This window comes from Ruoffia sp. FAM 26254, from assembly GCF_045528545.1.
Classification (GTDB): Bacteria; Bacillota; Bacilli; order Lactobacillales; family Aerococcaceae; genus Ruoffia; species Ruoffia halotolerans.
Genome location: NZ_JBGQQY010000025.1, coordinates 13,092 through 28,386 on the forward strand (window position 1 = coordinate 13,092; position 15,295 = coordinate 28,386).

At 38.4% G+C, this 15,295-nt stretch carries 17 protein-coding genes and 1 pseudogene; 1 reads left to right on the forward strand and 17 read right to left on the reverse strand.

Going from position 1 to position 15,295, the window contains the following annotated elements; translation table 11 throughout:
* The 14 genes from ACEN3Z_RS07265 to ACEN3Z_RS07330 all read right to left on the reverse strand — a co-directional run bounded on the left by ACEN3Z_RS07265 (window position 1) and on the right by ACEN3Z_RS07330 (window position 13,287).
* Window positions 1-345 (reverse strand): GIY-YIG nuclease family protein, encoded by a 345-nt coding sequence (locus tag ACEN3Z_RS07265; RefSeq protein WP_138403891.1) that lies wholly within the window; start codon window positions 343-345, stop codon window positions 1-3.
* A complete protein-coding gene (locus tag ACEN3Z_RS07270) occupies window positions 335-1,096 on the reverse strand; it encodes a tRNA1(Val) (adenine(37)-N6)-methyltransferase (protein ID WP_407090323.1) in 762 nt (253 codons plus the stop codon). The genes ACEN3Z_RS07265 and ACEN3Z_RS07270 overlap by 11 nt, the downstream gene beginning before the upstream one ends.
* Before the next feature lie 25 nt (window positions 1,097-1,121).
* The gene (locus ACEN3Z_RS07275) at window positions 1,122-1,481 is read right to left on the reverse strand and encodes an initiation control protein YabA (RefSeq protein ID WP_338486702.1); all 360 of its coding nucleotides are present in this window, start codon (window positions 1,479-1,481) and stop codon (window positions 1,122-1,124) included.
* A gap of 31 nt (window positions 1,482-1,512) precedes the next feature.
* Window positions 1,513-2,472, reverse strand: coding sequence for a hypothetical protein (locus tag ACEN3Z_RS07280; protein ID WP_407090324.1), 960 nt, complete (start codon window positions 2,470-2,472; stop codon window positions 1,513-1,515).
* A gap of 15 nt (window positions 2,473-2,487) precedes the next feature.
* Window positions 2,488-2,817 (reverse strand): cyclic-di-AMP receptor, encoded by a 330-nt coding sequence (locus ACEN3Z_RS07285; RefSeq protein ID WP_338486704.1) that lies wholly within the window; start codon window positions 2,815-2,817, stop codon window positions 2,488-2,490.
* A 13-nt stretch (window positions 2,818-2,830) separates the two neighbouring features.
* Window positions 2,831-3,466 carry a dTMP kinase gene (gene tmk / locus ACEN3Z_RS07290; protein ID WP_407090325.1) on the reverse strand — a complete coding sequence of 212 codons (636 nt, stop codon included), beginning with the start codon at window positions 3,464-3,466 and terminating at the stop codon, window positions 2,831-2,833.
* Window positions 3,467-3,484: 18 nt separating this feature from the next.
* Window positions 3,485-4,081: a recombination mediator RecR gene (recR, locus tag ACEN3Z_RS07295; RefSeq protein ID WP_138403897.1), complete on the reverse strand. Its 597-nt coding sequence runs from the start codon at window positions 4,079-4,081 to the stop codon at window positions 3,485-3,487.
* An 18-nt stretch (window positions 4,082-4,099) separates the two neighbouring features.
* A complete protein-coding gene (locus tag ACEN3Z_RS07300; RefSeq protein WP_407090331.1) occupies window positions 4,100-4,405 on the reverse strand; it encodes a YbaB/EbfC family nucleoid-associated protein in 306 nt (101 codons plus the stop codon).
* A 437-nt stretch (window positions 4,406-4,842) separates the two neighbouring features.
* Window positions 4,843-5,391 carry an ECF transporter S component gene (locus tag ACEN3Z_RS07305; RefSeq protein WP_407090326.1) on the reverse strand — a complete coding sequence of 183 codons (549 nt, stop codon included), beginning with the start codon at window positions 5,389-5,391 and terminating at the stop codon, window positions 4,843-4,845.
* A gap of 23 nt (window positions 5,392-5,414) precedes the next feature.
* Window positions 5,415-7,553 (reverse strand): DNA polymerase III subunit gamma/tau, encoded by a 2,139-nt coding sequence (gene dnaX / locus ACEN3Z_RS07310; RefSeq protein WP_407090327.1) that lies wholly within the window; start codon window positions 7,551-7,553, stop codon window positions 5,415-5,417.
* Between the two features lie 118 nt (window positions 7,554-7,671).
* The gene (locus ACEN3Z_RS07315) at window positions 7,672-9,576 is read right to left on the reverse strand and encodes a M13 family metallopeptidase (RefSeq protein ID WP_407090328.1); all 1,905 of its coding nucleotides are present in this window, start codon (window positions 9,574-9,576) and stop codon (window positions 7,672-7,674) included.
* Window positions 9,577-9,818: 242 nt separating this feature from the next.
* The gene (locus tag ACEN3Z_RS07320) at window positions 9,819-10,004 is read right to left on the reverse strand and encodes an HIT domain-containing protein (RefSeq protein ID WP_328590763.1); all 186 of its coding nucleotides are present in this window, start codon (window positions 10,002-10,004) and stop codon (window positions 9,819-9,821) included.
* Between the two features lie 241 nt (window positions 10,005-10,245).
* The gene (locus ACEN3Z_RS07325) at window positions 10,246-12,663 is read right to left on the reverse strand and encodes a flavocytochrome c (RefSeq protein WP_138403901.1); all 2,418 of its coding nucleotides are present in this window, start codon (window positions 12,661-12,663) and stop codon (window positions 10,246-10,248) included.
* Between the two features lie 24 nt (window positions 12,664-12,687).
* On the reverse strand, window positions 12,688-13,287 hold the full coding sequence (locus ACEN3Z_RS07330) for an NADPH-dependent FMN reductase (protein WP_407090329.1): 600 nt from the start codon (window positions 13,285-13,287) through the stop codon (window positions 12,688-12,690).
* A gap of 178 nt (window positions 13,288-13,465) precedes the next feature.
* On the opposite strand from ACEN3Z_RS07330, the gene ACEN3Z_RS07335 reads away from it, so the two are divergent.
* Window positions 13,466-14,401, forward strand: a complete 936-nt coding sequence (locus ACEN3Z_RS07335; RefSeq protein WP_138403903.1) for a LysR family transcriptional regulator — start codon at window positions 13,466-13,468, stop codon at window positions 14,399-14,401.
* Between the two features lie 37 nt (window positions 14,402-14,438).
* Here ACEN3Z_RS07335 and ACEN3Z_RS07340 read toward each other — a convergent pair.
* From ACEN3Z_RS07340 to ACEN3Z_RS07350, 3 genes and pseudogenes are all read right to left on the reverse strand, one after another.
* Window positions 14,439-14,651, reverse strand: a pseudogene (locus ACEN3Z_RS07340) (2-keto-3-deoxygluconate permease); the annotation flags it as partial.
* A 70-nt stretch (window positions 14,652-14,721) separates the two neighbouring features.
* Window positions 14,722-14,907: a 2-keto-3-deoxygluconate permease gene (locus ACEN3Z_RS07345; protein ID WP_268951492.1), complete on the reverse strand. Its 186-nt coding sequence runs from the start codon at window positions 14,905-14,907 to the stop codon at window positions 14,722-14,724.
* Window positions 14,907-15,086, reverse strand: coding sequence for a hypothetical protein (locus ACEN3Z_RS07350; protein ID WP_138403906.1), 180 nt, complete (start codon window positions 15,084-15,086; stop codon window positions 14,907-14,909). The genes ACEN3Z_RS07345 and ACEN3Z_RS07350 overlap by 1 nt, the downstream gene beginning before the upstream one ends.
* Window positions 15,087-15,295: the final 209 nt, after the last annotated feature.

The window sequence follows — 15,295 nt, forward strand, 5'->3', positions numbered from 1 at the left end:
CTACTCCTCTATTGGCTCTTCGTCTTTATTATCGGTAAATTTATTTACAAAGACAAGTTGTTGGCTTCTAACATCTGCTTGTCCATGCTCTTTTAAGTATTTTTCCTTTTGGGGGCGGGTTAATCGTTTAAATTTTGCTTCAGCACTCATTGCTAACGACTTGCTCTCCCAACGTTCCGCATAGATCATGCGAACCGGAAGTCGTTTGCGAACACGGGTATATTTCGCTCCCTTACCCGCATTATGGGTAGCCAAGCGGTTAGCTAAGTCAACGGTATAACCTCCGTATAGCGTGCCGTCTTGACAGAATAAGACGTAGAAATAATATGCCTGTTTACTCGCCATTATACATCGCCATCAATATCGGTGTATATTCATTGTTATCTTCATGAACAACAATTACCGGTTCAATCTTCACACCGCGACGTCCTCCACGATATATCGCTTCAATTAAGACACCATTCGCATTCATGTCTTTCTTCGGATGAATAAACTGAATACGGTGAATACTGAAATGGTGATTTAGCAATGTTTCGATTAAATCATCCAAACGGCTCGGACGGTGAACGATAAATAACTTACCTTTTTCTCGCATAATTTGACTTGCCTTTTTGACCCATTGTTCCATCGTCAGCATCAATTCATGACGCGCTAAAGCATGACTTGTCAAACGGTGGGTCGCATTACTACTTTCTGCTAGAAAGTACGGTGGATTACAACTAATAATGTCATATAATTGCCCTTGTGTATGTTTAAGATCATTAATATCTCCTTGAACAAAGGTAATTTGGTCCTCTTTACCATTCCACTTCGCACTGCGTCTTGCCATATCTACTAAAGGTTCCTGCAGTTCAATACCGTTTAATGGTGCCTCTGTTCGATGGGACAGAAGTAGTGGGATGACCCCATTGCCACTACAAAAATCCAAGTATTTAAATTTATTTCCTTTAGGTAATTTAATGAAGTTTGCTAGCAATAAAGCATCCACTGATAAAGTAAAATACTCTGTACTTTGAATAATACCTAACTTTCCACCTAAAAATGAATCAACTCGTTCAGTTGAATGAACGAGTTGAGATTTATTTTGAACATCCATGAACAAGCCTCCTCAAAAATGTATGTTATGAACGATTTCCTAAGCGTTCTAGAATTTCCTGACAGAACAGACATTGCTCATTAGAAGAACGACGTGATCCAAAAAACTCATGACACACATGAATCCCTTCGTTATAAAAGCCTAGAAGACTCTCACGCCCACTACTTGTCTGACTATCCTCTTCCCCTTCAGTCACGTCTTCTTGAGCGTCTGTTTGAAATTTAATTAACAGACTTTTCAAATCATTGTTACTCATACGTAGTTTATTGTTTTCCTCAACTAAGTTGTCAATGACTTCTCTCAGCTGTGCCACTGTATCACTTAACTGAAGCAAATGTGTCTCTGCTTCATCAAACATTTCTAAGTAATTATTTTTGTCTCTCATTGTTTGGCACACCCTCTCTTCTTCGTATATATTATTGACTTGCTAAGATAGCAAGGCGTTCCGTAGCTAACTGAGGCGCAACATTTGCCTGTAATCGTTGTTTCGTCTCAAGAATCAAATCATTTAATTCTAAAATATGTGCTAGCGACGGTTGTTTCGTTTTAATCACTTCGTTAATAAAATAAGCTTGGGTTAAATTCTCTATTTCAGTATTTGACAATATTCTCAACATACTATGATTTAAGATTAATAAATAATCCATACCGTCTAAAGCCTGTTGAACACTCAAGGAGTTTTTTAGTTGGGTTTGAACTAAGATCACTGCATGAAGATTCCGATGAGCCAGTGTTGAATAAAAATAATTCAACGATTTAAACCAATTCGTTACGTCTGCTTCTTCATAATCGCTCACAAGTCTTTGGGCAGTTTCCGAAGACATCTTTGCGAAAATACGGGCATGCGCCTCGGATACCCCAGTTTCAATATAGTAAGCTACTCGATCACTTACATTCGCTCTTGGAAAGTGAACACTTTGAACACGGGATTGAATCGTTGGCAGCAGATTACTTTTGTCTTGAGTATAAAGAACTAAGTAAACTCCTTCAACAGGTTCTTCTAAAAAGGTCAGTAAGGCATTCGCACTCGAAGGGTTCATTGTTTCAGCACTTTCAATGATTGCTAACTTGAAGTTACTTTCAATCGGACTGGTTGATAACCATTCTTTCAGTTCACGAATTTGATTCACTCGAATGGATTGCCCGTCCGGTTGAATTGAAACGACGTCAGCTAATTGATGATTTTGTGCCTTTTGACAATGTTCACATACGCCACAAGGTTGACCTACCTCATCCTTATTCAAACAACCTAATGCTTTAATCAGTTCGGTTGAGACATGCTCTTTACTTTCATAATCATCACCCGTAAATACATAGCCATGCACGAGTCGGTTTTGGTGAATTAATTCATAAAAATAATGACTTAATTGCCCCATATAGACACCTCTAGACTAGAATCGGTAGAAACTATCAATTGGTAATACGAATACAATCGCTCCACCTACTTCAACTTTCATCGGAAATGACGTTGCGACGTCTAAGTTCATATCTAAGTTCGCTGGGTAAGCAACGACTTGATCTCTTTGCTCTGAACAATCGCGAATAATATCTAAGACTTTATCAACGTTATCGTCTTCCACTCCAACTAAAAAGGTCGTATTTCCGTGTTTTAAAAATCCACCTGTACTACTTAATTTAGTAGCGGAAATATTGGCCTCACGAAACGCATTTCCTAATACAGCTTCATCCTGGTCTTGTACAATTGCAATGACTAATTTCATGATGATCCTCCTCTCAATCTATAAGTTCCTTGTCTTTTAATATTGCGATACACTCTTGTGCAACCTCTTCAACACTTTGGTTGCCGCTCACTAATATAATTCGTTCATTCTCTTTTTCAAAATTCAAGAAAGCTTCTCGCACCATTTGGTGGAAATCAATACTCTCTTGATCTAAGCGGTCAAATTGACGTTGGCCTTGGGCTTTATAAATACGCTCCAAACCAACTTCTGCTGAGACATCAATGAGCAATGTTAAATCAGGCATATGGTCTTCAATCCCAAATTTGTTAATCGCCCAAATATCTTCAACTGGAATGCCTCGCGCAATGCCTTGATATGCAATAGAGCTATCTACAAATCGGTCTGTAATAACGATTTGGCCTTTTTCTAAGGCTGGTAAAATCGTCTCTATTAAATGTTGACGACGACTCGCAGCGAATAGTAAAGCCTCTGTTCTTGCATCCATAGCGGTATTATCCACATCTAGAATCACTTCTCGGATACGTTCCGCAATGGGGCTCCCACCAGGTTCTCTCGTTGTTAATACATCGTACCCAGATGCCTCTAACATTTCTTTTAGTGTTCTTACTACACTTGTCTTACCTGAGCCATCAGGTCCTTCAAGTGAGATAAATTTTCCTTTAGTCATCTCTACACTCCAACTCATTTATAACTCACGCCTACCTTCAATGGCTCTAAATAAAGTCATTTCATCTGCGTATTCAATATCACTACCTACAGATAAGCCGTGGGCCAGACGTGTTACTTTAATCCCGGCAGGTTTGATTAAGCGTGATAAGTACATCGCCGTCGCTTCACCTTCAGCGGTAGCATTGGTCGCTATAATCACTTCTTTAATTGTCTCATCCTCAAGTCGTTTAATTAAACTTGGGATATTTAAATCCTCTGGCCCTGTTCCTTCCATCGGTGACAAAACGCCACCTAACACATGGTACAGGCCACGGAATTCTTGCATTCGTTCCATTGACATGACATCTCTAGTATCTTCTACAACAAGCACTTGGCTACGGTCACGACTTTCATCCGTACATACAATACATGGATCAGAGTCTGTAATATTTCCACAAATACTGCAATGCGTTAAGTCACGCTTTGCGTTAATTAAGTTTTGTGCAAATTCCAAAACATCTGCTTCGTTCATATCAAGCACATAGAAAGCATGTCTTGCGGCTGACTTTGCTCCAATCCCTGGTAATTTCGTAAAGGAATTAATCAACTTCGCAATCGGCGCTGGATATTGCATACAGTCTCCTACTTTCTACTAAAACGGTAAGTTTAATCCTTGAGTGAATTTCCCTAAACGTTGTTCAGTTGCTTTATCAACTTGTGCTAAAGCATCGTTCACAGTCACAATGACTAAGTCTTGTAACATATCGATATCTTCTGGATCCACTAAATCTTCTTTGATTTCTAATTCAACGATACGTTTTGCTCCAGTTACTTTAACTGTTACTAATTTATTGTTATCAGATGCTTCAAAAATTGACGTTTCAATCGCTTTTTGTTCTTTCTCCATATCTTTTTGCATCTTTTGCATTTTTTGCATCATACCTTGCATGTTTCCCATTTTCATAAATATATCTCCTTTTTGTGCTTTCTGGGCGAGCAATATTTTACTTAAATATTCGCTCACTCGGCCTCTCACTTTTAATTTTGTTCATTATATATACTAATATAATGTTTATCTCACTTATGTTAGTGCGGTAGAGCCAATGATTTCATCCGCTCGTCAAACGATTCATCTTATCTTTCTTTTTATGCATCATTCTGTCATTTTTGCACAAACAAAATAAGCTTAAATGCTTAGCTCTATTATAACATAATCTGATATTTTTCGGACTACCAACGGCATTTTTCATATAATAATCTATAAAGGCTTCCCTTATTCCTAGATTAACAATATTATTGCTATAATTTTCAAAATACTATACTAAAAAAACCATTTAGCTTATTTCTTGTCAGATATTGACAAGGCCTAAACTAAACGGGTTTTATTTAAGTATTTTATTTAAAACGGTTAAAGACCGGCTTTATTGGCCAATATAGTAACGGGACTAGAATAGCTGTGACAACGCCAGTAAATAAAGAAGCTGGCAGTGCTGAAATCGCGCTAGCCACTGCGCCACCAAGGATTGAACCTAACATCAATTGTTGGATGATATATTTGAAAAATATCACCACAATCTTAGTCACTGCTCCGACAATACCTAGTGTGATAATGTTTCGCATTCGGTTATCGTAATGAAACACGTAACGAAAGATGCATTCTACCACTAATAGAACGATAAAGTTCTCAATTAAGGTGAAAAGTACGACTGGTAAATAACCGGACGTAATATCAAAAATCGCTAAGCCAAGTAAAGCGGCGATGGTTCCCTTTTTAAAGCCCATAAACAATATAGCTAATATCACTAAGGCGTTCCCTGGATGGACAAACGTATTGCTAATTGCTGATGGCATTGGGATTCGAATCATATAAATTGCCAAGACAATTAAGGCAGCATACGTAGCCATCTGAGTTAAATCTCTTGTATCAATCTTTTTATTATTCATATTCAATACCTCCTCTCATATCTTTAACGATCATAATAAATATTTACATTCTCTTCACCGAACAATTCGATGGCTTTGCTCACAATCTCAGGGGGTCCTTCCTCTTCTTCGGGTTCATTATTATCTAATTCCCTAGTGCGATGACTGGGTGATCCTTCTTGCGAGAAGATGTCATCAATACTTCTCGTCGAATTCGGCAAAGACGCTTCAAGTGAATCCATCGAATGATTTGATTCTTGGAGCTCTTTTGCTGGAGCTTCCTGACTCTCTTCTCTAACAGGCGTTTCTTGTGTCTTTTCAGACACTTCTTGAGTAGATGTTGCTTGCTCGTCAACGACTTCCTCTGTATCAGTTTGGTTATCTGGCACTTCACTTTCAGCTATTGTCTCGACTTCGACGGTTTCTTCTACGTCGTCAGTTTCATCTTCTTCAATTGGAATCGGTGCGCCGTTATTTTTCTTACGTAACATCGCATAGTTCTTACGGACATCCGCCCATTCACTTGCTAAGATGAGTATGATTTTCATTGACATGCCAGTTTTTTGCTCGACAGTTTCTTCAATGAACTTCATTAGTTCATGGTCGTGTTGAACGTCTCCAGCATAGGCTGGATTCGGAAAGCTAATTAAGGCACTGCCTTCACCGGCTGCTAAAGGTTCTGTTTCAAAGAATTTTGCTCGTTGTTGAGGTGACAATTCACCTAAGACCGCTGGCCAATGCTCTTTCATCAAACGAATATGTTGATGTGTCGCGGTATTCAATACACGGTATACATGATTTAATCTCAATTTATAGCGCGCTTGTTGGCGAGCGGGTCGTTTACGTGGGACTTTCGGTGCTTCTTCGGCCACTGGCTTCGCATCATTAGTCAGTTCCCCGTTACCTTCTTGATTAATCGGTTGGACACCTTGATTAGTCGGCTGGTTCTCTAAGTAAGCACGAATTAATTTATCCTGACTTTGCACTTGTTGGGACAAGGCCGCAAGTTTTTCTTCCAACTGACGCACTGTATCCATTAAAGCGCCATTAACTGCTTCATTGGGTGCGCTAGCAGTATTAGCTTGTTGCCTACCGCTCACCAATTGTTTTTTATCCGTTTGGGCTAATTGAATCGTCATCACTTCAATATATAAGTTTGGTGAGGTACTAAAACGCATTTTTCCTTGTGTTTCATTCAATGTATCAATGAGTATATAATAGAAATTTGCGGGAACTTCTTCACGTAAAGGTTGAATTTCTTGCTCGCTAAGGAGTGTTTGGTTTTGCTTAATATGTAAAGTTAGTAACATATCACGACTGAATAAGATTACTTCATCAATAAAGCGGGCCGCTTGTTTCCCTTTTTGTAGTTGGTCATTGACGATTTCTAAGGCCTCTTCAATATTTTGACGGTAAACCGTTTGAATATAGTTTAATAAAGCCATTTGGTTTAAGCTTCCTGACACCTCAAGTGCGGTTTCAACAGTCACTTCTTCCGTATTAAAAGAAATCGCTTGGTCAAGTAAACTTACGGTGTCACGCATTCCACCATTAGCTGAACGCGCAATGATTGCTAAAGCTTCTTCGTCATAGTCGATGTTGTCATGGTTAAGAATCTCTTCCATTCTTCCAATTAACTCTTGATCTGTATAAAGTTGGAAGTCAAATCGTTGCGTACGCGACAGGATTGTAGCTGGAATCTTATGGGCTTCGGTCGTCGCTAGGATAAATACCACTTGCTCAGGCGGTTCTTCCAATGTCTTCAACAGAGCATTAAAGGCTGCTGTCGTAAGCATATGAACCTCATCAATAATATATACTTTATAACGAGCTTGGCTAGCTGCATAGCGAACGTTCTCACGTAATTCACGGATTTCATCTACCCCATTATTTGACGCGGCATCAATTTCAACCACATCACCTAACTGACCTTCGGTAATTAAGCGACACATGTCACAGTTATTACATGGGTTTCCATCCGTTTGGTTCGGACAGTTAATCGCTTTTGCTAGAATCTTAGCAGCACTGGTCTTACCTGTTCCACGCGGTCCAGTGAATAAATAAGCGTGACTAATATGAATCGATTTGATGGCATTTTTTAGTGTTTCTTTAATAATGGGTTGTCCAACCATCTCGTCAAATGTTTGCGGGCGCCAAACCCGGTAAAGTGCTTGATAACTCATTTATTTTCCCCTTCCACATGTTCATAGTCTACTCATTATAAACAAAAATACCCTTCATGACTATGAAATAAAATATATTTCACAGTCATAAGGGAAGTCATCTCTTGCTAATATAATCTTACCATATTACAACGCGGTCTTCTGGTGCAAAATACATTTTGTCGCCTTCTTTAACATCAAATGTTTCATAAAACTCATCCATATTACGCACTTGGATGTTCGCACGTAATTCTGCTGGCGAGTGAACATCAATCGAAAGAAGTAGTTGTTGGTACTCAGGACGGGCTTTCAAGCTCCAAATACGCGCCCAGTTCATAAAGAATTCTGCTAAGTTCGCATCATCTTCTTGTTTTGTTGCTTCTAGCGCTGCAGTTAAGCCACCGCCATCGGCGATATTTTCTGAGACAGTCAATTTACCGTTTACTTTTCCACCCGCAAATTCAATGCCATCCCATTGCTTAATCATCGCTTGCGCTCTTTGATCAAAGGCTTCCAGATCTGCTTCTGTCCACCAATTATTCATATTTCCTTGTGCGTCAAATTTTGCTCCATTATTATCAAACGCATGCGACACCTCATGAGCAATCACTGCCCCAATTCCTCCGTAATTTTCACTACGAGATTGATTCACATTATAGAACGGCGCTTGTAAAATCGCAGCAGGAAAACAAATTAAATTGTGGTTCGGATGGAAGTAAGCATTCACAGTTGCAGCACTCATGCCCCATTCAGTACGGTCTACTTCCGTATTCCAACGTGCAAAATCACGTTCATTAAACTGACGAGTAAAGGTCGCAGTATTTGCATAAAAACTCGCATCTTCATCAACTTTTAACTGAGTGAAAATCGCTGGATATGTATCAGGGTATCCAACAAAAATATCCAACGCATCCAATTTCTTAATCGCTAGGTCAATCGTTTCCGGTGTCAGCCACGTATTTGCTTTCAAACGATTTTGATAGACTTGGATCATCGCTTCAACCATCTCGCGCACGTCTTGACGAGCTTTCTCTCCAAAGTATTTCTTGCCGTAATAACCTCCAACTACTTGACTAAACGTATTAATTGCAAAATAATAAGCATGCTTTTCGGCACTTTGTGTCTTAGGACTTCCCGACAAAGCCAATTGATATAGACTTCCCGCTTGACGAATCTCTTCAGATAACATTGTAGTTTGGCTGTTGGCTAAATTCACAATCATCCACGCTCTGAGTAATTCAATCTGTTCATTATTAACAATGCCATGGAAAGCTTCAAAAAAATCTGGCTCAGAAACAATGGCTTTATCAATATCTTGACCGATAAGTTCTTTGAATAAAGCTAAGAAGTCAAAGTCTTGTGAGTAGTTTTTGATCTCCTCTGCTGTACGTGGGTTGTATGTAATCGTATAATCCGCTAATTCTTCCGAACTTTTCATATGTGGAATAAATAAAGCATCGAACTCAACTGCTTGTTCAACTAAGTTTGCAGCTTCAACTGACTCAAATCCCATTAATTCAAGAACCTTTTGACTCATATCTTTATACACCACTAACAAGCGCTCTCCCGCTTCATTACCATCTTGGTAATATGTTGTATCTGGCAAAATCGTACCCGGCACAGATAAACCTAAGATGTATGTGGATGTATCTTTCATATCCGGCCCAATGCCTAATGAGAAAGGTAAAGGTAAGCTGTAACGTGCCCACTCTGGTGCAAGTGTCTGCAAGTCTTGAATAGATTCTAAAGCTTTTAACTTTTCTAGTAAAGGTTGAATAGGTGTCTCCCCAAGCGCATTGCGTTTGTCGAAATCCATCGCTTGTTTGTAATACTTAAGCATTTCAACTTGTTCATCGTTTGTTAATTCAATTTCTCCAGCAACCATCTTTTCCAGATCAGTCATTAATAATTCCTCTACGCCATCACGCAGATTCATAAAGCCTCCGGTTGACGATTTGTCATCTGGAATTACAGCCGTTTCAAGCCATTCTCCGTTGACCGCTTGATATAAATCATCTTTAATGAGTTCTTTGTCTATTGCCATTCGTTTCACTCCTATTTGAATATTTAGTCTATTATAGCACTTTTATATTAAGCTAGAGTGAAGTGACGCTCACACTTGCTAATATTTTCCCATAAAACATGAGCCAAGACAATCGACAGAATGTCAGCATCTAACCTCATAAAATATCATTAAATTTCTAATTCTTTACGAAGATCAGAAGCCATCTTCTCGTATGCTTCTTCATCGAGGAATGTTTCACCTTGATTCATCGCAAAGCGTGTTCACCACTCAAATTCGCCTTCATATTTAGGTACAACATGGAAGTGAAGATGCGAACCACTGTCGCCGTAAACACCATAGTAAATTTTATCTGGTGGAAAAAGTTTATACATTGCTTTAGCAACTTTAGATATATCAGCAAAGTAGTTATTTCGCTCTTCGTCTGTAATATCGACCATTTCACTCACGTGATCTTTTTACGCAACAATGGTACGACCTGGGTGACTTTGCTCACGGAAAATAATAACCAATGACGTTTCCAGCTCACCTACAAGATAGCCAAACTCATCTAATCATTCACCTTTTTGACAATAACCGCAATTTGGATCCAAACCATGTAACATACCTCCATATTCTTATTCCACACTAGTATATTGAAGATTTAACAAACATCCTACTCTGAAGTAAAATATTTTGAAACTCAGTGCTTTATGCTAAATGTGAGGCATTCTTACCAGCAATGCGCCCGAACGTAAAGATATCCGATAATGCATTCCCACCAAGACGGTTTCCGGCATGAATTCCGCCCGCAACTTCACCGGTAGCATATAGACCCGGAATAATATCGCCGTCTTTAGTCAATACATGTGTATTTGAGTCGATTTTTAATCCACCCATTGTATGATGGACCGCAGGTTTTCTTGGTGTTGCATAGAATGGTGCTTTCTCAACTTTATATTCAAATGCTCCTTTATGAAACTCTGGATCTTCCCCGACATCTACATACGAATTATATTTATGAATTGTATCAACTAATACCGATGGCTCCATACCAATCATCTCAGCTAATTCTTCAAGTGTATCTGCTCGGAATAAAACGCCTTGCTCGACTTCTTTCTCAATCTTCTCATCATTGGTATTCATGGCAGTACCTTTGATGTTCTCATCTGCGATTAAGTAGAATAGTCCACCGTTATCGATTGCTGCTTTAGATAACTCATCTCGACTTCCATATTCGTTAACGAATCGTTTACCTTCTTGGTTCACCATAATAAAGTTTGCAGGAGGCACTTGTAGCCCTGAGAATAGCGCTCCAGTATTTGGATCGGTTGTTGGTAACATTTGAATATAACCCATATCAACTAAATCTGCGCCAACACTCTCACCTAAACGAATACCGTCACCCGTAATAGCAGGTGAATTCGATGTTTTAATATCATCCGCAATCTCAGCCCAATATGTATTATATTTTTGAAGCATCTTCGTGTTTGAACCAAATCCACCTGAAGCAAGAACGACTGAGTCTGCATGAACGATAACTTTGCGCTTGTTGGGTCCATTAGCAATTAAGCCGACAACTTTACCGTCTTCAACGATTAATTCTTCCACTGACGTATCTGTTATAATCTCTCCATCGTGAGCAAGTACGTATTTCTGAAGGGCATCAACATAAGCAAATCCTTCATTCTCTTTCGGTTTGTGACCTCTTCTCCAGTTCGCTCCCACTGGCATTTGGACATTCTCTTTATCGAATTCAACCCCGATATCTTCTAACCAGTGAACTGAGTCTAAGACATTATCCGTTAACGTCTTCACTAAATCATAGTTTCCGTAAGCTTCATTGCCTTCTAGGTCATGTCGTTTACCACCTAGATATGTTTGAATTCGATGCCATAAAGTTGAATCAAATAAAAATTCTTCTTTCCCATCAACTTGGTTGAAATAGTCTTGAATTTGTTCTTTAAGCATATTAAAGTCTTCACGGTATTCCTCGTGGATTTCTGCTTCATCCAGCTCAAGAATGCCTTTTAACGTTGTATCTTCACCGGCTAAAGCTGTCATCCCATTTTGCCAGACAGGGTTGGCCGCATTCATTGGTCCACCCGTTCTAACTGTGTTACCACCAATCGATGGGAATTTTTCAAGCAATGTTACTTTTTTGCTTTCTTGAAGTGTACTTGCGGCTGCACTTAATCCCGCTCCCCCACCACCAATAACAACCACGTCAGTTGTGATTTCAAGTGGTTCTTCTTGAGGTTGTTGCGTTACTCGACGACGTTTTCTCATAACTTCTGCATCTGCTCCAGCTAATTCAACCGCAGTAGCTACTCCATCAATAACCCCTTTACTTGTCACTGTTGCGCCAGAAATAACGTCAACGTTTAACGTTTGACCGTCTAGAATTTCTTCTGGAATACGTGTGAATACAACATCCGCAATTCCTGCTGACTCGCCTTCAGTATCAATTTCAATCGCTTCAATACGGTTCTTTGATAAGCGAACCACCATTGGTAAATCACCATTATGCCCAGGTGTTGTTACTGAGTATTCCCCTGGTATAAATTCGATTTCTTCAGGAATATTCAATAAGTTCGCCACATCAGTAAAGCGGACGAATTTTTTGAAGCAACTTTCTAAGAATTTAATGGTTCCTTCATCTTTTAATTGCTCGTTTTCATCAAAGACTTCATGCACACGTCCTAGTAGAAATTCACTTCCCGGCATTACTGTCGCATTCACACCTGGTGCGTCAAGGACTTGGCGTAAATGAAGTTGCGAACGTGACGATCCTTGAACATCATAAGATGCACCGACAATCATCACAGGTTTACCATCGAACGGGTGCACTTTGAAAGATAGCCATTCTAAAGTACTTTTTAACGCAGATGGAATCGAGTGATTATGTTCAGGTGTCGCAATAATGACCCCATCAGCTTCCATAATTTTTTGGTTTAACTCTTGAATCACTTCACTGTCTGTTTGATCATCTGATTGGTTAAACATTGGCACTTTATCAATTTCTAGTACTTCAATGTCAACATCAGTAAAATGTCCCTTCATATAATGAAGTAACATTCTGTTATAAGAAAACTCAGCGTTTGTTCCAACAATTCCAACAAATTTCATAATTAATTACCTCCTATATCTTAATTATTTCCAAGTAAATGACATTTGACTCTTTCTGATTTTAGACGATGATTCTAATAACTTATTTGTTATTTCAACAAACTCGACGAATTCTTCAAAAACTTCTTCTAATTCTTCAACTTTTGTTTGGTCTTTTAAATTACCTTCCTCATCAAAAGCTTGGCTAGAACGACCTAATAGGAATTCAGAACTCGGCATAATACGCGCTTTAAGTTCAGGCGCATCTAGAATCTGACGTAAATGTGCTTGCGCTCGTGACGACCCAAGTGAGCCTAGGGAAGCTCCTGTAATTAACACTGGTTTGTTTAATAAAGGCTGAGTTGTATATGAAAGCCACTCTAGTAAGCTTTTCAATGCAGCTGTAATCGTGTGATCATATTCTGGGGTACTAATAATAACGCCGTCTGCGGCGAGTATTTTATCTGATATTTCTTGAATGCCTTTTGGAGCAATTCTTTCTTTAGGTTCATTAAAAGCAGGTAAATCTTTAATTTCACAGAGTTCAATATCCGCTTGTGAATTAAAATGCTTTTGAATATATTGTAATAATTGGCGGTTTGTCGACTGATCTGAGTTTGTACCTACAATTCCTATCAATTTCATCTTTAAAATCCCTTTCTATTCATTGTGCATGTGGCAAAATGAGCATGATATTGTAAAAAATTTAGCTCATGAACTTCAATACTTTATACCTATATAATAAATATTAATGACCTATTTGTGAAATATTTATTTAGTTATGGTATCATAAGTAAAAAGCAATAAGAAAGAAGTGTAACATATGACTTTGAATAATTATCAAGATATCTTGCAATACATTGATGTGCTACTCAAACATAATTCATTCACTAAAGCAGCCAAAGATCTGTACATTTCTCAACCTTATCTCACTCAAATTATTAAGAAAATCGAAGATGACTTAGGCACCGAAATCATTAATAGAAAAAGCCCTCAGCTACAATTAACTGAAGCAGGAAAAGTGTATTATCAATATTTGGAAAATTCAGATGCCGAATTAAATCAATTGAAAAACACGTTAATTCAATACAATGAAGATTCTCCCATTTCTCTCAGTATTGGTGTCTTGTCTAGTCTCGCAACCTTTATCTTACCGATTACTTTACCAAAATTTGTTCAAGCACATCCCGAAGTCACGTTAACGATTCTAGAAGATTTACCAAGTAACAGTGAAGCGAAAGCAATGAATCAAGAGATTGATTTCTATATTGGTCAAAATCCAGAGACAGTCTCCCCTTCGTTGATAACACATCTTTGTGGAACCCATCGGTATTATGCTGTGATTCCACCTAGTTCGGATTTATATATCAGTGGCTCTGTTGAATTGAGCTCGAATACAATTGCGATTGATAAATTATTAAGCCAAGACTTGGTGCTAACATCAAGTGGATCTGCAATTCGCCGTCAAATTGACCGCCTTTTAAAACGCTATAGTATCACGCCTAACATTGTCTTAGAGTCCACAAATATTTATACTGTTTCAAAATTTGCAGAGCACGGTTCGGGCGTTGCTTTTATCCCAGAAAGTGCTTTGCCTACTTTACAGGAAGATTTAGAATATAATTTATATCCCATCTCCCTCGACTTAATGTCGGTTGATTTTTTTATCGCTTACTCTTCACGACTATACTTAACTGATTTACATCATGATTTCTTAAATAGATTCATTACGAACGTGCAGACGCATTTGATTGTATAAAAAAATCGTTAGATTCATCGATGAATCTAACGATTTTTTATAAGTTATTTTCTTTATATCTTTTTACAATAATCGGTGTCATGAGACTTGTAACGACCACGACTGTTAGTAGTTTTGCGGTCGCATTTAGGACATATTCCATAAGCACGGGTTTCATTGCCCCTATAACAGTGGGCGTTCTGACCGAGGCTCCAGCTGCTGACATCTTTGAAAGCGAAGCAACTCCATTATTTTTCAATACTTTTGTGTCAAGTGAGAGTTGGTATAGGTTAACTAAATAGTAATCCCACTAAACCGGACTGCGTAGCTTCAATTAAATTTTAACCTTGTCCAATATTCCATCCTAATAAAAGTAGTAAAGCTGCAACTCCTGTCCCGAAAATTTTACGGAACCCTTGTACGATATGTCCAAGTATTATTCCTAAAATCACTGGAATCAGCGTTGAAACGAGTAACATCCATTCACATCCATCAGCATACGATAAACTATAGATAAATACCGGCACTAATGGTATTCGGCAAACAAAGAGGTAATACCAAAGACTGTCTTGTCTTTCTCTTTTCCAAAATCATTAACTAAGGCTAAATAAACCGCAGGATTAATACTTCCAATCGCAACAATGAAGTGCGCAAGTAATAGCACACCATGATTTTTGATTACTTTCTTTAAAGCACCAAGCTTCATACCTGTCCCTGAAAAGAAGCTTATTGATCGACTTCAACATCTTATCATCCCCTATTTGATATTATTTAATTATGTTCAATATACCTGAATAATTCATACCTCTATAATTTAAGCTGGTTTCTTGAATAAATTAATCGTTCTTGGAAAAATTGGGAATTTTTCTACAAAATAGTGCGTTCTCGAAGTAGATTTTAACTAAATGAACCTTC